The organism is Variovorax endophyticus (assembly GCF_025376855.1).
GTDB lineage: Bacteria > Pseudomonadota > Gammaproteobacteria > Burkholderiales > Burkholderiaceae_C > Variovorax.
In genome coordinates this window covers 195,187-212,886 of record NZ_JAHUTH010000007.1, presented here as the reverse complement: position 1 = coordinate 212,886, position 17,700 = coordinate 195,187, and the positions used below count along the sequence as shown (strand labels likewise).

Below are 17,700 nucleotides of genomic sequence, written 5' to 3'. Positions count from 1 at the left end.
TTACGGCCGAGACGTCCTTCGCTTGCCAGTCGGAGGACACGAAGCCCGGCCTTTTCTACGATGACGGCCCAATCCTCGTCCCTCCCATGAAAAGTCCGCTTCGCCTCCTGTCCGCAGCCCTGCTCGCCACCCTCGCAGCCACCACCCACGCCCGCACCCTCTGCACCGCCATCGCCGACGCGACCACCGGCCAGTTCATCGTGAAGCAAGGCCGCTGCGACGAACGCGTCACCCCCGCCTCCACCTTCAAGATCGCGATCGCGCTGATGGGCTTCGACGCGGGCTTTCTCAAGAACGAGCACGACCCCGTGCTGCCCTTCAAGGAAGGCTATCCGGCCTGGGTCGAAGGCTGGAAGCAGCCGACCGACCCACAGCGCTGGCTCAAGCTCTCGGTGTTCTGGTTCTCGCAGCGGGTGACCGAATCGCTGGGTGCCGAACGCTTCGCGCGCTACGCGAAGGACTTCGGCTATGGCAATGCCGACGTGTCGGGCGACCCGGGCAAGCACAACGGGCTCGAGCGTTCATGGGTCGCGTCCTCGCTGCGCATCTCGCCGCTCGAGCAGGTCGAGTTCCTGCGCAAGCTGCTGTCGAACCGGCTGCCGGTTTCGCCGCACGCGACCGAGATGACGCGGCGCTCGATGGAGACGACCGAGCTGCCCGAAGGCTGGACGGTGCAAGGCAAGACTGGCGCGGCCTACCCGAAGAAGGCCGACGGCTCGCTCGATGAAGCCCACGGCTACGGCTGGTATGTCGGCTGGGCCACGCGCGGCGAGCGCACCGTGGTGTTCGCGCGGCTGACGCAGGACGACCGGAAGCAGGCGACGACACCGGGCGTCCGCACGCGCGACGCGCTGCTGCCGGCGCTGCCCGCGCTGATCGGTTCCGGCGCGAGATGACGACGGCACCGAGCCTCGGGCCGCGCAGCACGCGCATCGATCTGCTGCGCGGCATCGCGATCCTGCTGGTGCTGTTCCACCACTTCAACATCGCCTACCGGCTCGACGGCATCGTGCTGTCGCAGCTCCTCGGCTGGGAAGCGGTGCGCGCGGTGGCGCGCAACGGCAACTACGGCGTCACGATGTTCTTCGTGATCTCGGGCTTCCTGATCACCTCGAACGCGCGGCGCCGCTGGGGCGCGCTGCAGGACGTGAAGGCGCGCGCCTTCTACGGCCTGCGCGTGGCGCGCATCGTGCCGTGCCTGCTGCTCCTGCTGGTCGCGGTCGACCTGCTGGCCTGGGGCGGCGTGGCCATCTTCCAGAACCGAGCACCGACGGGCGCAACGCCGTTGCCGTTGTGGCTGGTCTACCTCGCCTCGCTGACCTTCTGGATGAACGTGGTGGTCGACAAGTACGGCTGGACCAACTACGCGCTCGGCGTGCTGTGGTCGCTGTCGGTCGAGGAGGTTTTCTATCTCTTCTTCCCGATCCTCTGCGTGCTGCTGCGCCGGGAGCGCCGGCTGATCGTCTTCTGGCTCGCGATCGCGGTGCTGGCACCGGTCTACCGCTTCCATCGCCAGGGCGACGAAGGCGGCTACCTCTATGCCTACTTCGCGGCCTTCGACGGCATCGCGATCGGTTGCTGCACGGCGCTGCTCGCGGACTCGGTCGTTCTCTCCGCGCGACTCAAGACGCTGCTGTCGTGGACCGTGGCGATCGCCATGGCGTTTCTCTACCTGCGATGGCCGATCTCGCAGAGCCACGTGCTCGGCGTCACGGCGATGGCGCTGGGCACAGCGGTGCTGCTGGCGACGATGAGCGATCGATCCGCGGACGGCACGGCGCCCACGCGAGGTCGCTGGCTCTCCACCGCCTTCGGATGGTTCGGCCGCCGCAGCTACGAGCTCTACCTGTTCCACCTGATCGTGCTCGGCCTGCTGCGGACCCTGTTCCCGCCCGCGCACGCGAGCGGCGGCGGCAGGATGTGGCTGCTCGGCGGCTACCTCCTGCTGTCGATGGCGCTGTGCGACGCCATCGCGCGCTGCTGCAGCGAGCCGCTGAACCGCTGGCTGCGAGGCCGCTTGTCGGCTTCACGCGCCTGAACCCCGCGGCTTTTTTGGTGCGCCGCAGCTAAGGGAAATTCCCCGAACCACCCTTCCCGGTCGCTCCGAATAATCGCGCCAGTCAACCAGGGTACTTCCGAGTAACCCCCGGTTTTCCTGGCGCCACGCGGCCTCCGCGCGGCATCGGTCCCTGGTCATCGCCGCAGGAGTCGAATGTCTACCGAGCTGGTCGAATCGCCTTGGCAAAGCCGCGGAGAGCGGCAGCAGGATCGCCATGCCAAGAAGGACGCGGTGCTGCTGGCGGCGGCGCGGCTGTTCACGACCAAGGGCTTCCAGGGCACCTCGCTCGACGACATCGCGCGGGCCCTGCGCGTGACCAAGCCGACCGTCTACCACTACGTCGAGAACAAGGAACAGATCCTGTTCGAGTGCGTGCAGCGCGGGCTCGAGGCGCTGCGCGCGGGCATCCTCGAGGCGGCGCGGCGCGGGCTGCCGCCGCGCGAACGGCTGCGCGTGGCGATGGAGAACTACGCGGGCATCGTGACCAGCGACTTCGGCCTGTGCGTGATCCGCGTCGGCGAGGACCCGCTGGCCGAGCCCAGGCGGCGCGAGCTGCGCGCGCTCAAGGGCGAGATCGACACCGAGTTCCGCGCGCTGATCGAGGCCGGCATGGCCGAGGGCTGGATCGCGCGCGGCGACGCGGCGATGGCCTCGTACACGGTGGTCGGCGCGCTCAGCGGCATCGGCCGCTGGTACCGGCCCGACAGCCATCCGGCGCGCAGCCTGCAGGATGCCGTGCGGCACTGCATCGAGATGCTCATGCACGGCGTGCTCAGCGCCCCGACGGAGCTGCGGCCCTCGCAGAGCTCCGCGTCCTCGTGGTCCCAGTGGGGAGATTCCATGCCCAAGATGCGACGTGAAGTGCACTTCAACGAGCGCGTGGTGCGCTGCTTCGCCGAGCGCCCCGCCAACGTGGCCCGGATGCTGGCCGACGCGGTGCGGCTCTCGCCCGATGGCGAGGCGCTGGTCTGCGACACGCTGCGGCTGAGCTGGCGCGAACTGCACCATGCCACCACCAAGTGCGCGGGCGGCCTCGCACGGCGCGGCGTGCGGCCGGGCGACCGGGTGGCGCTCTACCTCTCGAACGGGCCCGAGTTCGCGATCGCGGTCTACGCCTGCGCCTGGCTCGGCGCGGTGGCGATGCCGGTGAGCGCGCGGGCGCGCACGGCCGAGCTCGAGTTCTCGCTGGCCGACGCCGAGGCGGTAGCCATCGTCTGCTCGCAGGAGCTGCAGGCGCTGGTGCCCTCGCCCGAGGCGCTGCCGCTGCTGCGCCTGCGCTTTTGCACCGGTGCCGCGCAGCCGGGCTTCGAATCCTTCACGGCACTGATGCAGGCCGAGCCGCTGGCCACCGCGCACGCGGCCGCCGAGGAAGACCTCGCGGTGCTGCTCTACACCTCGGGCACCACCGGCAAGCCCAAGGGCGCGATGCTCACGCACCTGAACATCGCGCACTCGGTGATGCACTTCGTGCACGCGATGAGCCTGGGCGAATCGGACCGCAGCATCGTCGCGGTACCGCTGAGCCATGTCACCGGGCTGGTGGCGCAGCTCTACACCATGCTGCATGCGCGCGGCTGCGCGGTGCTGATGACCCAGTTCAAGGCGGCCGAGTTCGCGCGGCTGGCGGCGGCCGAGCGCATCACGCACACGATCATGGTGCCGGCCATGTACAACCTGTGCCTGCTGCTGCCGGACCTGCAGGCGCACGACCTCTCGGCCTGGCGCATCGGTGCCTACGGCGGTGCCTCGATGCCCACGGCCACCATCGAGGGCATCGCGGCGCGGCTGCCGGGCCTCACCCTGATGAACGCCTACGGCGCGACCGAGACCTGCTCGCCCGCCACCATCATGCCGCCCGGCATGACGGCCGAGCACCGCGACAGCGTGGGCCTGGCCGTGCCCTGCGGCGAGATCTGCGTGGTCGACGAGAACGGCAACGAAGTGGCGCGCGGCGAGGTCGGCGAGATCTGGATCGCGGGCCCGATGGTGGTGCCCGGCTACTGGCGCAACCCGCAGGCCACGGCCAGCGAGTTCCGCGGCGGCTACTGGCGCTCGGGCGACATCGGCAGCATGGACGCCGACGGCTACGTGCGCATCCTCGACCGCAAGAAGGACGTGATCAACCGCGGCGGCTACAAGATCTTCTGCGCCACGGTCGAGAACACGCTGATGGAGCATCCGCAGATCGTCGAGGCCGCGCTGGTGGGCGTGCCCTGCGCGGTGCTCGGCGAGCGCGTGCATGCCTTCGTCTGCGTGAGCGAGCTCGACGAGCGCACCCAGGCCGCCGCCTTGCAGGCCTTCTGCGCCGAGCGGCTGTCGGACTACGCGGTGCCCGAGACCTGGACCATCGGCACCGAGGCGCTGCCGCGCAACCTCAACGGCAAGGTCATGAAGCGCGAGCTGCGCCAGTCGCTGCACGCGGCCCTGAGCTGAAGCGGAGCGCCCCCACCATGACGACGAAGAAATTCAAGGCCACGCAGCAGGGCATCGTGTCCGCGCTGTTCGCGCTGCTGTTCGCGGGCTTCGCGGCGTTCCTGCCGGGCTTCGCGCAGATCGACAACCTGCTCACGCTGGTGCAGAACGTGGCCTTCCTCGGCATCCTGGGGCTGGGCATGGCGGTGGTGGTGATCGGCCGCGGCATCGACATCTCGATGATCGCAGCGCTGGCCGTGCCCTCGGGCCTGCTCTTGCAGCTGGTGCAGAACGGCCATTCGCTCGGCTCGGCCTTCCCGATCGCGCTGGGCCTGGCGCTGGCCTTCGGGCTGGTCAACGGCTGGCTGATCGCCTATGCCGAGGTGCCCTCGCTGTTCACCACGCTGGCCTCGGGCCTCTTCCTCGCGGGGCTGGGCCAGGCCTATTTCTTTCAGCTCGAGGTGGTGCAGTGGCCGGCCGCGCTCGACCCCGCGGCCTGGCTGGGCCGCGGCACCCTGGCCGGGGTGCCGACGCCGGTCGTGATGTTCGGCGTGGCGGCCGCGGCCATGGCCTTCTTCCTGCGCCGCATGCGCGCGGGCGCCTTCGTCTACGCGATCGGCGACAACCCCTTCGCCGCGCGCGCCACCGGCCTGCCGACGCGGCCGATGGTGCTGCTGCAGTACGTGCTGGCGGCGCTGATCGGGCTGTTCGCGGGCGTGGTGATGGCGGCCTCGGTGAGCAGCATGCCGACGCGGATCTTCAACTCCACCATGATCTACGACGTGGTGCTGGTGGTGGTGCTCGGCGGCATCGGCCTGTCGGGCGGCCGCGGCGGCGTGTTCAACGTCGTGATCGGCACGCTCCTGATCGGCACCATGCTCAACGGCATGACGATCATGGACCTCTCCTATTCCGTGCAGAACATCGTCAAGGGCGTGGTGCTGCTGGCCGCGATCCTGATCGACTCCATGCTCAACCCGCGCAACGAAGAGACCGCGCAGCAGGGCGACATCTGATCCCGGGGTCCGCGAGCGGACCCACCTGTTTTCCGAAGCCGGGCGCCAGGCGATTTTGGCGTCATCCGAGACCACCGAAAAAAGGAGACATGCAATGCACTTCGTTCGCACACTCGCCGCATCCGCGAAGCTCGCGGGCATCGCGCTGGCGCTGGCCGCCTCGCAACACGCGGCCGCCCAGGGCAAGGGCCTCGACGAGCCCTTCCGCGACGGCTACAAGAAGTCGCTGGCCGGCAAGACCGTGGGCTACATCCCGGTGGCGATGGGCTTCGACCTCGCGCAGGGCTGGTACAACGGCCTCAAGAAGGAGCTCGAGCCCGCCGGCATGAAGGTGGTGGCGCGCGATCCCAACTGGAACACCAACGCCGGCGCGCAGGCCTTCACCGCGCTGATGGCCGAGAAGCCCGCGGTGATCGTGATCCACAACCCCGATGTGCAGACCTACGCCAAGCTGATCAAGAAGGCCGAGGAAGACGGCATCTACGTGGTGCAGATCAACATGCGCTCGGTGCAGCCCTCGACCGTGTTCGTGGGCGCCGACTGGGTCGACGTGGGCGAACGCAATGCCGAGGCGGTGGTGCAGGCCTGCAAGGGCAAGTCGAACAAGATCGCCATCGTGCAGGGCGCGCCGACCGCGGCCACCAGCGCCTACACGCTCAAGGGCGTGGAGAACGTGCTGGCGAAGAATCCGCAGATCAAGGTGGTGTCGAACCAGGCCGCCGACTGGGACGCGGCCAAGGCCAAGGGCCTGACGCAGACGGTGCTCAAGCAGAACCCCGACCTGTGCGGCATCGTCGGCTTCTGGGACGGCATGGACATCGGCACCGCGGCCGCCATCAAGGAAGCCGGCCTGACCGGCAAGGTCTACCTCGCGACCTCGGGCGGCGGCGAGCAGAAAGGCGCCTGCGACCAGGTCAAGTCGGGCGCCTTCGACCTCGACGTGAGCTACGACGTGCCGACGCAGGCCGCCAACATGGCCGCCATGATCAAGTGGCTGGTGCAGGGCGGCATGAAGCCCGGCGTGGCCAAGCAGAACATCTACACCACGCTGATCCCGATCACGAAGGAGAACGCGGGTGCCGACGGCACCTGCTGGAAGCTCACCGCCGCCAAGTGACGCCGACGCCGGAGCCGCACCGATGAACGAGACGCTCACCCGCCTGCGCTACCGCTGGTGGCCCGACCACTGGGTCGGCGAGATCCTGTCCAAGCGCTGGACCGAGACCGCGATCCCCGTGCTGCTGCTGGTGGCGGTGCTGCTGGCCTCGGGCCAGCTCATCGGCAACTTCTGGTCGCCGGTGGTGCTGGCCGACACGCTGCGGCAGGCCGGCGAGATCGGCTTCATCGTGCTCGGCCTGGCGCTGGTGATGATCGTGGGCGGCATCGACCTGTCGGTGGGTTCCATCTTCGCGCTCACCAACTTCTGCGCGCTGATGTGCATGCACGTGCTGAAGTGGCCGATGGGCGCGTCGGTGCTGGCCACGCTGGCCGTCGGCGCGCTGCTCGGCGCGGTCAACGGCGTGCTGATCGGCTACCTGCGGCTGCGCGCCTTCCTCACCACGCTCATCACGCTGATCATCTTCCGCTCGTTCTACGAGATCCTGAGCCTGCAGTACTCGACCGCGATCGCGGGCTCGCTGCCCGACTCGCCGGCCTGGGACTTCCTGGGCAACGGCACCTTGCTGGGCCTGCCGACCGTGGCCTGGGCCTACGCGGCGGTGGCGATCGCGGGCCATGTGCTGCTCACGCGCCTGCGCGCGGGCTGGCACATCATGGCCATCGGCGGCTCGCGCCGCTCGGCCTACAACAGCGGCATCGCGGTGCGGCGCACGGTGGCGCTGTGCTACGTGGCCTCGGGCACGCTGTGCGGCGCGGCCGGCTGCTTCTTCGCCTCGCGGCTGGCCACGGCCGGCGCCGACATCGGCGTGGGCATGGAGGTGCTGGTGCTCACGGCCGCCGTGCTCGGCGGCATCAGCCTGGGCGGCGGGCGCGGCTCGGTCGCAAAGGCGCTGGTCGGCACGCTGCTGGTGCTGCTGATCACCAACGGCCTGACCTCGATGTCGGCGCCCGGCGGCGTGATCCGCATGGTGCTGGCCGCGATCCTGGTGCTGGCGGCCGTGATCGACGTGCGCTGGCTCAAGAACCGCCAGCGCATCATCAGCAAGGTCTACGTGAGCCCGACCTACTTCGCGCTGCCGCCGGCACCGGCCTGCAGCGGCGACGGCGCGGGCGCGGGCCCGAGTGTCTATGCGGTCAACAACAAGCTGCGCGACGTCACGCTGATCGGCCTGGGCCGCATCGAGTCGCCCGAGGACGTGATCCTCGACCGCGACGACAACCTCTATGCGGGCTCGCGCCACGGCGACGTGATCCGCTTCCTCGCGCCCGACTACGAGCGCATGGAGGTCTATGCCCACATCGGCGGCCAGCCGCTGGGCCTGGCCTTCGACCGCGAGGACAACCTGCACGTGTGCGTGGGCGGCATGGGCCTGTACCGCGTCACGCCCGAGCGCAAGGTCGAGCGCGTGACCGACGAGACCAACCGCAGCTGGACCTCGATCAACGACGACAGCCGGCTGCGGCTGGCCGACGACCTCGACATCGCCGACGACGGCCGCATCTTCTTCAGCGAGGCCACGGTGCGCTACGAGATGCACGAGTGGCCGGTCGACGGGCTGGAAGCGCGCGGCAACGGGCGCATCGTCTGCTTCGATCCGCGCGACGGCTCGACGCGCACCGTGCTGCGCGGGCTGCGCTTCCCGAACGGCATCGCGATCGCGAGCGACGGCCAGTCGATCCTGTTCGCCGAGACCTGGGGCTGCTGCATCAAGCGCTACTGGTTCGACGGGCCGAAGGCCGGCCAGGTGCGGATGGTGATCGACAACCTGCCCGGCTACCCCGACAACATCAACCTCGCCTCCGACGGCCACTACTGGCTCGCGCTGGTGGGCATGCGCTGCCCGGCCTACGACCTCGCGATGCGCATGCCGGGCTTTCGCCGCCGCATGGCCACGCGCGTGCCGGTGGACGAATGGCTGTTCCCCAACATCAACACCGGCTGCGTGCTCAAGTTCAGCGAGGCCGGCGAGATCCTCGAGACGCTGTGGGACCTGGGCGGCGAGAACCACCCGATGATCACCTCGATGCGTGAGCACCGCGGCCACCTCTACCTGGGCGGCATCTCGAACAACCGCATCGGCCGCTACAAGCTCGAGGGCGCCGACCCCGACTTCGTGCAGTACGAACGGCGCTGGAGGACAGCCTGATGCTCGACACCCTTCGCGGTTTCACCGACCGCCTGCTCGGGCGCGGCAGCGCCGCCATCACGGTGCCGGTGATGGACGGCGTGCTCAAGCCCAACCGCGCGCTCGACAACGCCGAGGTGGTGGCCGAACTCGCCGACATCGACGACCTCGCGGTGGCCGACGGCGTGCTGTGGATCGCGGCCGGACCCGCGCTGTACCGGCTCGACGGCGGCGTGCCCGCCGAGGTACGGCGCTTCGAGCGCCCGATCACCGCGCTGGCAGCGGCGCCCGGCGGACGGCTCGCGCTGGCGCTCGGCGGCACGCAGCTGCTGCTGCTCGCGCCCGACGGCGCCACCGCCCACACGCTCGCGGAGGCCGGCGGCCGCGCGCTGCGCTGCGTCAATGCGCTGGCCTGGGACGAGGCCGGCCGGCGCTGGCTGCTGACCGAGGGCTCGGCCGAGCATGCGCCCGAACGCTGGTGCCACGACCTGATGGCGCACGGCGCGAGCGGCCGCGTCTGCGCCTGGGCGCCGGGCGGCGGTGCCGCGCAGCAGCTCGCGGCCGGGCTGCGCCATGCCTTCGGCGTGCTGCCGCAGGCGGGCGGCACGGTGCTGGTCGGCGAGAGCTGGGCGCACCGCGTGCTCGCGCTGGGGCCGAACGGCACCGCGCCGCGCGTGGCCGACCTGCCCGGCTATCCCTCGCGCTTGGCTGCGGCGGCCGGCGGCGGCTTCTGGCTCAGCTGCTTCGTCTGCCGCACGCAGCTGGTGGAATTCGTGCTGCGCGAGGAGGCCTACCGCCGCCGCATGGTGGCCGAGATCGATCCGCGCTACTGGATCGCGCCGGCGCTCTCGTCGGGCCACAGCTTCCTCGAGCCGCTGCAGGGCGCGGGCGTCAAGCAGATGGGCGTGCTCAAGCCCTGGGCGCCGCCGCGCTCCTACGGGCTGGTGGTGCGCGTGAATGCGCAGGGCCAGGTCGTGTCTTCGCTGCACAGCCAGGTCGATGGCCGCAACCACGGCATCACCGCGGTGGCCGAGCACGCGGGCGCGCTGTTCGCGGCCTCGAAAGGCGGCGGCCGGCTGCTGCGGGTGCGCATGACCGCCGAGGAACAGGGAGCCGCGCGATGAATGCCCGCGATACCACCGCCGACACCGTGGCCGCCGAGCCGGGCGCGCCCGCCGCGGTCGAGACCATGCTCGAGCTGCGCCAGGCCACCAAGAAATACGCGGGCGTACCCGCCATCGAGGCGGTCGACTTCACGCTGCGCCGCGGCGAGATCCACGCGCTGCTCGGCGAGAACGGCGCCGGCAAGTCGACGCTGACCAAGGTGATGGCCGGCGTGGTGCCGCTGAGCGCGGGCCAGATGCTGGTGGAAGGCCGGCCGGTGCAGCTGCGCACGCCGCTGGAAGCGCGCCACGAGGGCATCGCGATGGTGTTCCAGGAAACCAGCCTGGTCCCGACGATGACGGTGGCGCAGAACCTGTTCCTGGGCCAGGAGTCCTTCTTCAACCGGCTGCGCGGTGTCTACATCTCGGCGCAGCAGTTCCTGCAGTCGCTCAATTTCGACGTCGACCCGACCGCCACCGTGGGCATGCTCGGCGCGGCCAAGAAGCAGATGGTGGAGATCGCGCGCGCGGTGCTGCACAAGGCGCGCATCATCATCTTCGACGAGCCCACGGCCAGCCTCACGCCCGAGGAGAAGAAGTACTTCTTCGACCTGGTGTTCGACCTCAAGGCGCGCGGCGTGTCGGTGATCTTCATCTCGCACGCGCTCGAGGAGGCGCTGCTGCTGGCCGACCGCATCACGGTGCTGCGCGACGGCCGCCATGTGGTGACCGACGACAAGGCCAACTTCGACCGCGAGCGCATCGTGCAGGCGATGGTGGGGCGCGATCTCTCGCAGACGCTCTACGGCCAGAAGAAGACCCACGTGCGGCCGCAGGGCGAGTGCCTGCTGTCGGTGCGCAACCTGCGCATGGCGGCGATGGTCAAGAACAACTCGCTGTCGGTGTTCGCGGGCCAGATCACGGGCGTGTTCGGCCTGGTGGGCGCGGGCCGCACCGAGACCTTCAAGGTGGTGGCCGGGCTGATCAAGCGCGACTTCTTCCATGGCGGCGAGATCCTGCTGCGCGGCCGGCCGGTGCGCTACCGCGTGGCGCGCCAGGCGGTGCGCGACGGCATCGCCTATATCACCGAGGACCGCAAGTTCGAGGGCTTCTTCGAGACCATGTCGATCGCGCAGAACATCTACATGGGGCTGCAGGGCAAGCTGGCCGGCGCGCGTGGGCTGGTGTCGGGCGCGAAGGCGCGTTCGGTGGGCGAGCACTGGAGCCGGCTGCTCAATGTGCGCGCCATCGGCAAGGAGGTGAAGGTGATCGAGCTGTCGGGCGGCAACCAGCAGAAGGTGGTGATCGCCAAGTCGCTGGTGCAGGAACCCGACATCGTGATCTTCGACGAGCCCACGCGCGGGGTCGACGTGGGCGCCATCGCCGAGATCCACGCCGAGATCAACCGGCTGGCCGACGCCGGCAAGGCGGTGGTGGTGATTTCCTCCTACCTGCCCGAGGTGATGGCCCTGTCGGACCGTATCCTCGTGGCCAAGCAGGGCAAGGTGGTGACGGAGTTCTCGGCCACCGAGGCGACGCAGGAGGCGATCATGTACGCGGCGATCCACTGACCGCCGATCGCCCGTTCGGGCGCTTCAGTTCTTCTCGTCTTCCGCCGGCCAGTCGCGGATGTAGGCCTTGAGCATCTTGTTCTCGAAGTTCTGCGCGTCGACCACGGCCTTGGCCACGTCGTAGAAGCTGATCACACCCATCAGCATGCGCTTGTCCATCACCGGCATGTAGCGGGCATGGCGCTCGAGCATGATGCGGCGGATTTCGTCGAGGTCGGTTTCGAGGGTGCAGGTGACCGGGGCATCGTCCATGGCCTTGCGCACCAGCGTGCCGCCGACCTGGCCGCCGTTGGCGACGATGGTCACGATCACTTCACGGAAAGTGAGCATGCCCACGAGGTCGCCATGCTCCATGACGACCAGCGAGCCGATGTCCTTGTCCGCCATCGTCTTGACGGCTTCGGCCAGCAGATCGTCTGGCGTGATGGTGAAGAGCGTGTTGCCCTTGACGCGAAGGATGTCGCTGACTTTCATCGTGTGCTCCTCTCGGACTCTGTCTTTCCCGGCAACCTGCCTTTTTTGAATATAGCCCACAATCGGCGCCGACTCCCACGGCCCGGTATGCCGCTGTCACGCAGCGGACGCGACCCGGCCCATAGCGCCGCTCCAGAAAGGACCCCATGCCCGGCTACTCCGACCCCGGTTTCGACACCCTCGCGCTGCACGCGGGCGCCTCGCCCGACCCCACGACCGGCGCGCGCGCGGTGCCGATCCACCTGACCACCTCCTTCGTCTTCGAGTCGAGCGACCATGCGGCCGCCCTGTTCAACCTCGAGCGTTCGGGCCACGTCTACTCGCGCATCAGCAACCCCACCAACGCGGTGCTCGAGCAGCGGGTGTCGGCGCTCGAGGGCGGCATCGGCGCGATCGCCACCGCCAGCGGCCAGGCGGCGCTGCACCTGTCCATCGCCACGCTGATGGGCGCGGGCTCGCACATCGTGGCCAGCACCGCGCTGTACGGCGGCTCGCAGAACCTGCTGCACTACACGATGCGCCGCTTCGGCATCGAGACCACCTTCGTCAAGCCCGGCGACCTCGACGGCTGGCGTGCCGCGGTGCGGCCCGAGACCAAACTGTTCTTCGGCGAGACCGTGGGCAACCCCGGCCTCGACGTGCTCGACATTCCGGCCGTGGCCGAAATCGCGCACGAGGCCGGCGTGCCGCTGCTGGTCGACTCCACCCTGACCTCGCCCTACCTGATCAAGCCGCTGGACTTCGGCGCCGACCTGGTCTACCACTCGGCCACCAAGTTCCTCTCGGGCCACGGCACGGTGATCGGTGGCGTGGTGGTCGACGGCGGCAGCTTCGACTGGGAGAAGTCGGGCAAATTCGCCGAGCTGAGCCAGGCCTACGACGGCTTCCACAACATGGTGTTCAGCGAGGAGAGCACGGTCGGCGCCTTCCTGCTGCGCGCGCGCCGCGAGGGCCTGCGCGACTTCGGCGCCGCGATGAGCCCGCACACCGCCTGGCTGATCCTGCAGGGCATCGAGACCCTGCCGCTGCGCATGGAGCGCCACATCGACAACACGCAGAAGATCGTCGAGTTCCTCGCCACCCATCCCTTCGTCTCGCGCGTGGGCCATCCGCTGATCGAATCGCACCCGAGCCACGCACTGGCGCAGAAGCTGCTGCGCCACGGCGCGCGCGGCGCGGGCGCGGTGTTCAGCTTCGACATCAAGGGCAGCCGCGCCCAGGGCAAGGCCTTCATCGAATCGCTCAAGCTCTTCAGCCACCTCGCCAACGTGGGCGACTGCCGCAGCCTGGTGATCCACCCGGCCAGCACCACCCACTTCCGCATGACCGACGAGGCGCTCGCGGGCGCGGGCATCTCGCAGGGCACGATCCGGCTGTCGATCGGCCTCGAGGATCCGGCCGACCTGATCGACGACCTGAAGCGCGCGCTGAAGGCGGCCGAGAAAGCGGCATGAGCGCCGCGCCGGGCCGCCCCAGGCAAGCTCGCACCGCAGTGCGAAGCACGAAGGTACTTCGATGAGCGTGGACGACGCCGCCGAGGCGATGGACGGCTACGAGCGCCAGCGCGCCGCACTGCTCGCCAGCGTGCCGCGCATGCCGCACCATTGGCAGGAAGCCGGCCGCTCGCTCTACGAGCAGGCCCACCTCGCGCGCCGGCTCGGACGCCACCCCGAATCGCGTGCGCTGATGCTCGAGGCGGTCACGCGCCTGGGCTCGATCGCACTGCCGCAAGCCTGGTTCGAGGTGGCCGACTGGGCCTGGGAAGACGGCGACCACGACGTGGCGGGCCGGCTCTATCACGACGCGATGTTCAAGACCGGTGGCTGCACCGAAGAGGAGGCGCAGCGCATCGTCGAACGCCTGCGCTCGCTCGGCGACGACCATGGCCATCCGTGGGGCTGGGCTGCGCTCATGCGTGCCTCGCTCGGCGACCCCGGTGAAGACTCGGCGCCCGAGCGCCTGCGCGCCATCGAGGCAATGCACGCGCGCGCCGGCGGCCTGCCGGCGGCACTGCGCATCCGCGCACGGGCACGCGACAACGCCGGCGACCTCGAAGGCGCCGCGGCCGACCTCGATGCCTGCATGGCGCGCTCGGCCGATCCGCGCGTGCCGGTCTGGCGCGCGCTGCTCGACTACCGCATGGGCCGGCCCTTCGACCTCGAGGCCATCCAATGGCCCGAGCACCCCGACCTCGGCGGCGGCGACTATTACAGCGCCGGCTGCGAACTGGCGGAGGTGGTCGAGTTGCTGCAGCAGCAGGAAGGCCAATACACGGGCAGCCAGGACCTCGCGCGCGTGAAGGCCGTGGAGGCACGGGCCTATGAGCTCGGCGCGGCGCGCTTCGAGCACTACTTCGCCACCGGCGAGGGCGGCCCGCTGGACGCCGAGCCCCACATCTACGCGATGCTGTGCAACAACCTCGCGATCGCCGGCGGCTTTCGGCAGGAGAAGTTCGCGCAGGCCATTCCCTGGCACGACAAGGGCTGGGCCGTATCGCCGTTCTGGGAGCAGTACCACGGGCGGCTGCGCTGCCAGGCGCGCATCGGGGACTGGGCCGGCGTCGTCGACTCGTGGACCGTGCTGCGGCGCGCTTTCGGCGACGACTGGCCGGTCGAGCAGGCGGCGTGCGAGGTGGCCTGGGCCTTCGAACGGCTCGGCCAGCCGGCGCAGGTGCTCGAGCTGATGGACCTGCGCGCCGCGCACGCGGGCACGCCGCTGTCCGAACTGATCTCCGACGTCGAGGCCGAGACGCGCCGCGCGGTGCTGATGGCGCTGGGCGCCCAGGCCGCCGCCCGGTTGGGCCAGCGCGGGCCGGTCGAACGGATCGCGCGCGAACTGCTGGCCAGCGACCGCCTGAGCGACGGCCTGTGCCGGCACCTGGCACAGGCCTGGCGCCTGCTGGGCGACGAGGCCCAGGCCGAGCGCTGCGAGCGTGCGCTCGACACGCCCGACCCACATGAACGCCCCGCCCTCGCGCAGGCGGCCGCGCCCGAGGTGGCCGCCATGCTCGGCTGGGCCCGGGCGCCGTTCCTCGACGACGGCTACGCGGTGGTGCGCTTCGCGGCCCTGTCCGACGACGGCTGGTCCTTCGAGCTGCGCAAGGACGGCGAGATGGGCGACGAGACGCTGCCCATCTACGCACAGATCCGGCGCGGCGGCGATGTCCACGACGGCGAGGACGAAGCCCCGCTCGCCGTGCCCACCTGGCAGTTCGGCGTGCTCAACGAAGCGCCGGGCCTGTTCGGTCGACTGCGCGGCAAGGCGCCGACCGCGCGGCTCTACCTGGCCCACAGCCCCACGGGCCACGCACCGCCGGCCGAATGGACCGAAGCGCCGATCGCGCAGTTGCCGCCCGTGTGGGCCGAACTGCAGCGGCGCGTGAGCGAGGCCGACGCGGCCTGGCAGCGGCTGGCCGCCGCCGCCCCGCTCGAACGCATCGAGGCCACCATCGCCCGGCTGCACGCGCAGGGCGTGCTCGACGGACGCGACGCCGACCTCGGCATCTGCCGCATCGGCCCGTACCTCGGCGCCTCGGGCGGGGCCTGGGTCGGCCTGAGCGTGGACCGCAAGCGCGACACCGATCCCACGCTGCCCGAGCTGGCCTACGACCCTTATCACTTCATCTACCAGATCGTGCCGGCCACCGACACCGGGCCGGCCTGGGTGATGTACGGCTTCCAGCAGGACGCCGGCAAAGGCCGGCAGATCAAGCCCGGCGACGCGGCGCTCGCACTGGCGGCCGCGCGGCTGTTCGAACGCGCGCTGCAGCGACTGCAGCGCTGGGAGGCCGCGCGATGAGCGCCGGCCCGCACGCACCACAAAGACAGGAAGCCATCGAGGAACACGCATGAGCACGTTCGACGTCAACCACCATCCCACCTATTGCTACACCGGCGGCAAGCCCTTCGATGCCGCCAAGCCCACCGTGGTCTTCGTCCACGGCGTGCTCAACGACCACAGCGTCTGGATCCTGCAGAGCCGCTGGTTCGCCAACCACGGCTGGAACGTGCTCGCGGTCGATCTGCCGGGCCACTGCAAGAGCGAGGGCCCGCCGCCGGCCAGCGTCGAGGAGGCCGCGCAGTTCGTGCTCGCGCTGCTCGACGCGGTGGGCGTGCAAAAAGCGGCGCTGATCGGCCACAGCTTCGGCTCGCTGATCGCGCTGGAAGCGGCCGCGCGCGCGCCGGAGCGCGTGACGCACCTGGCGATGGTCGGCACCGCCTACCCGATGGTGGTGTCGCCGGCGCTGCTCGAGAGTTCGCTCAACGACCCCGAGCGCGCGATCGCGATGGTCAACACCTTCTCGCATGCGCTGCTGGCGCCGCCGCCCTCGGCGCTCGGCCCGGGCACCTGGCTCTACGGCAGCTCGCGCGCGCTGATGCGCCGCGTGCTCGCGAGCAACCGCGAGGCCAATGTGTTCCACGTCGGCTTCAAGGCCTGCAACGACTACGCGGGCGGCGAGGCGGCGATGGAGAAGGTGCAGTGCCCGGTGCTGTTCCTGCTCGGCGACGCCGACCAGATGACGCCGCCGCGCGCCGTGAAGGCCTTGGCCGCCAAGGCGCGCGACGGGCGGACGGTGACGGTGCACGCGGGCCACGCGCTGATGAGCGAGGCGCCCGACGCGGTGCTGTTCGCGCTGCGGGATTTCGTCTCGCGCTGAAGCGAAGCCACGCTAGCCGCGCGCGGCCAGGTCGTTGATGTCGAGCGGGTCGAGCACCCGCTTGCTCGCTCCGTGCCGCGCCACCGCCAGCATCGCGAGCCCCATGTTCTCGGTGGTGGTCACCAGATGCGGCCACAGCCGCCGCGCGAGCCCGAACACCGGCGTGAGCAGCACGATGCCCGCCTTGTACAGCGGCGTCTTCGTGTTGGCGCCGTGCAGCGGCTGGATCGCGCCGGGCCTGAACATGTAGGCGGCCCGGAACGGGAGCTTCAGCAGCGCGTTCTCGGTCGCGCCCTTCACGCGCGCCCACATGCTGCGGCCGCGCTCGCTGCTGTCGGTGCCGGCGCCGGTCACGTAGGCGAAGGTCATCTCGGGATTGAGCCGCGCGAGCACGGTGGCGGCGGCCAGCGTGAGGTCGTAGGTCACGCGGCGGTACGCGTCCTCCTTCATGCCGACCGAGGACACGCCGAGGCAGAAGAAGCAGGCGTCGAAGCCCGTGAGCCGCGGCTCGGCCGCCGTGTAGTCGTACATGTCGGGAAGCACGAGATCGCGCAGCTTGGGATGCTGCTGGCCGCTGGGCCGGCGGCCGACGGCCACGACCTCCTCCACGTCGGGAGCGAGCAGGCATTCGCGCAGCACGCCGAAACCGACCATGCCGGTGGCGCCGAAGACGAGGACTTTCATGGGAGGGCCGGCCCCGCGGGCCGCGTGTGTGGACGAGCCGAGTAGATCAGGCCGCCCGCGGCACTGTAAAGAGCGCGGGCTTCTTCTCGAGCACCGCCACCAGCAGCTCGGCATGCAGGCTCGAGGGCTGCGGCGCCGGCAGCGCGGTCAGCATGCGCGACAGCGTTTCGGCATGCGGCAGCAGCGGGCCGAGGAAGCGCGTGCCCGCGGCATCGGCCACCAGCAGGGTCGGGAAGGTCTCGACGTCGAACTCGTCGGCGATGTCGGCATGGTCCTCGATGTCGACCCAGGCGAAGCGCAGCCCGGGATGCGCGCGCGCCACCTGCTCGAACAGCGGCCGGTAGTCGCGGCAGGTGCCGCACCACTCGGCGCACAGGCACACGACCCAGGGCGCGCCGCCGGCCGGCGCGGCGGAATCGGGGGAGGAAGGCAGGGCGCTCAAGGCTCGTACGTGGGCAGAAGGGGGAAGAAAGACCCGG

The 17,700-nt window shown here is 70.2% G+C and carries 14 protein-coding genes; 11 read left to right on the top strand and 3 right to left on the bottom strand.

What is annotated here, in order from left to right; translation table 11 throughout:
- Nucleotides 1-86 precede the first annotated feature (86 nt).
- The 8 genes from blaOXA to KV106_RS11640 all read left to right on the top strand — a co-directional run bounded on the left by blaOXA (nt 87) and on the right by KV106_RS11640 (nt 11,406).
- Nucleotides 87-896, top strand: coding sequence for a class D beta-lactamase (gene blaOXA / locus KV106_RS11675; protein WP_261210459.1), 810 nt, complete (start codon nt 87-89; stop codon nt 894-896).
- On the top strand, nt 893-2,038 hold the full coding sequence (locus KV106_RS11670) for an acyltransferase family protein (RefSeq protein ID WP_261210458.1): 1,146 nt from the start codon (nt 893-895) through the stop codon (nt 2,036-2,038). Before blaOXA ends, KV106_RS11670 begins: the two co-directional genes overlap by 4 nt.
- 174 nt (nt 2,039-2,212) lie before the next feature.
- Nucleotides 2,213-4,492: an AMP-binding protein gene (locus KV106_RS11665; protein WP_261210457.1), complete on the top strand. Its 2,280-nt coding sequence runs from the start codon at nt 2,213-2,215 to the stop codon at nt 4,490-4,492.
- A gap of 17 nt (nt 4,493-4,509) precedes the next feature.
- Nucleotides 4,510-5,487: an ABC transporter permease gene (locus KV106_RS11660; RefSeq protein ID WP_203205166.1), complete on the top strand. Its 978-nt coding sequence runs from the start codon at nt 4,510-4,512 to the stop codon at nt 5,485-5,487.
- Nucleotides 5,488-5,581: 94 nt separating this feature from the next.
- Entirely contained in the window at nt 5,582-6,604 is a 1,023-nt protein-coding gene (locus KV106_RS11655; RefSeq protein WP_261210454.1) for a sugar ABC transporter substrate-binding protein, read from the top strand.
- Nucleotides 6,605-6,626: 22 nt separating this feature from the next.
- The gene (locus KV106_RS11650) at nt 6,627-8,753 is read left to right on the top strand and encodes an ABC transporter permease (protein WP_261210452.1); all 2,127 of its coding nucleotides are present in this window, start codon (nt 6,627-6,629) and stop codon (nt 8,751-8,753) included.
- Nucleotides 8,753-9,856 (top strand): SMP-30/gluconolactonase/LRE family protein, encoded by a 1,104-nt coding sequence (locus KV106_RS11645; protein ID WP_261210450.1) that lies wholly within the window; start codon nt 8,753-8,755, stop codon nt 9,854-9,856. Before KV106_RS11650 ends, KV106_RS11645 begins: the two co-directional genes overlap by 1 nt.
- Nucleotides 9,853-11,406, top strand: a complete 1,554-nt coding sequence (locus KV106_RS11640; protein WP_082321979.1) for a sugar ABC transporter ATP-binding protein — start codon at nt 9,853-9,855, stop codon at nt 11,404-11,406. Before KV106_RS11645 ends, KV106_RS11640 begins: the two co-directional genes overlap by 4 nt.
- A gap of 24 nt (nt 11,407-11,430) precedes the next feature.
- Here the strand turns inward: KV106_RS11640 and KV106_RS11635 are convergent, their stop codons facing one another.
- Entirely contained in the window at nt 11,431-11,880 is a 450-nt protein-coding gene (locus tag KV106_RS11635; protein ID WP_057592415.1) for a CBS domain-containing protein, read from the bottom strand.
- 146 nt (nt 11,881-12,026) lie between these two features.
- Between KV106_RS11635 and KV106_RS11630 the strand changes: the two genes are divergently transcribed.
- The 3 genes from KV106_RS11630 to KV106_RS11620 all read left to right on the top strand — a co-directional run bounded on the left by KV106_RS11630 (nt 12,027) and on the right by KV106_RS11620 (nt 16,537).
- Nucleotides 12,027-13,334 (top strand): O-acetylhomoserine aminocarboxypropyltransferase, encoded by a 1,308-nt coding sequence (locus KV106_RS11630; protein WP_261210444.1) that lies wholly within the window; start codon nt 12,027-12,029, stop codon nt 13,332-13,334.
- 61 nt (nt 13,335-13,395) lie between these two features.
- Nucleotides 13,396-15,678: a hypothetical protein gene (locus KV106_RS11625; RefSeq protein WP_261210442.1), complete on the top strand. Its 2,283-nt coding sequence runs from the start codon at nt 13,396-13,398 to the stop codon at nt 15,676-15,678.
- A gap of 49 nt (nt 15,679-15,727) precedes the next feature.
- Nucleotides 15,728-16,537, top strand: a complete 810-nt coding sequence (locus KV106_RS11620; protein ID WP_261210440.1) for an alpha/beta fold hydrolase — start codon at nt 15,728-15,730, stop codon at nt 16,535-16,537.
- A 12-nt stretch (nt 16,538-16,549) separates the two neighbouring features.
- Here KV106_RS11620 and KV106_RS11615 read toward each other — a convergent pair whose 3' ends face one another.
- Together KV106_RS11615 and KV106_RS11610 are read right to left on the bottom strand one after the other, a co-directional pair.
- Complete coding sequence (locus KV106_RS11615) at nt 16,550-17,221, bottom strand: Rossmann-fold NAD(P)-binding domain-containing protein (RefSeq protein WP_261210438.1); 672 nt, start codon at nt 17,219-17,221, stop codon at nt 16,550-16,552.
- A 46-nt stretch (nt 17,222-17,267) separates the two neighbouring features.
- Nucleotides 17,268-17,663, bottom strand: coding sequence for a thioredoxin family protein (locus KV106_RS11610; RefSeq protein WP_261210436.1), 396 nt, complete (start codon nt 17,661-17,663; stop codon nt 17,268-17,270).
- Nucleotides 17,664-17,700 lie beyond the last annotated feature (37 nt).

Bases quoted from the DNA above. Each gene is read 5' to 3' on its own strand.
- blaOXA (WP_261210459.1), top strand. From the start codon at position 87: ATGAAAAGTCCGCTTCGCCTCCTGTCCGCAGCCCTGCTCGCCACCCTC.
- KV106_RS11670 (WP_261210458.1), top strand. From the start codon at position 893: ATGACGACGGCACCGAGCCTCGGGCCGCGCAGCACGCGCATCGATCTG.
- KV106_RS11665 (WP_261210457.1), top strand. From the start codon at position 2,213: ATGTCTACCGAGCTGGTCGAATCGCCTTGGCAAAGCCGCGGAGAGCGG.
- KV106_RS11660 (WP_203205166.1), top strand. From the start codon at position 4,510: ATGACGACGAAGAAATTCAAGGCCACGCAGCAGGGCATCGTGTCCGCG.
- KV106_RS11655 (WP_261210454.1), top strand. From the start codon at position 5,582: ATGCACTTCGTTCGCACACTCGCCGCATCCGCGAAGCTCGCGGGCATC.
- KV106_RS11650 (WP_261210452.1), top strand. From the start codon at position 6,627: ATGAACGAGACGCTCACCCGCCTGCGCTACCGCTGGTGGCCCGACCAC.
- KV106_RS11645 (WP_261210450.1), top strand. From the start codon at position 8,753: ATGCTCGACACCCTTCGCGGTTTCACCGACCGCCTGCTCGGGCGCGGC.
- KV106_RS11640 (WP_082321979.1), top strand. From the start codon at position 9,853: ATGAATGCCCGCGATACCACCGCCGACACCGTGGCCGCCGAGCCGGGC.
- KV106_RS11635 (WP_057592415.1), bottom strand. From the start codon at position 11,880: ATGAAAGTCAGCGACATCCTTCGCGTCAAGGGCAACACGCTCTTCACC.
- KV106_RS11630 (WP_261210444.1), top strand. From the start codon at position 12,027: ATGCCCGGCTACTCCGACCCCGGTTTCGACACCCTCGCGCTGCACGCG.
- KV106_RS11625 (WP_261210442.1), top strand. From the start codon at position 13,396: ATGAGCGTGGACGACGCCGCCGAGGCGATGGACGGCTACGAGCGCCAG.
- KV106_RS11620 (WP_261210440.1), top strand. From the start codon at position 15,728: ATGAGCACGTTCGACGTCAACCACCATCCCACCTATTGCTACACCGGC.
- KV106_RS11615 (WP_261210438.1), bottom strand. From the start codon at position 17,221: ATGAAAGTCCTCGTCTTCGGCGCCACCGGCATGGTCGGTTTCGGCGTG.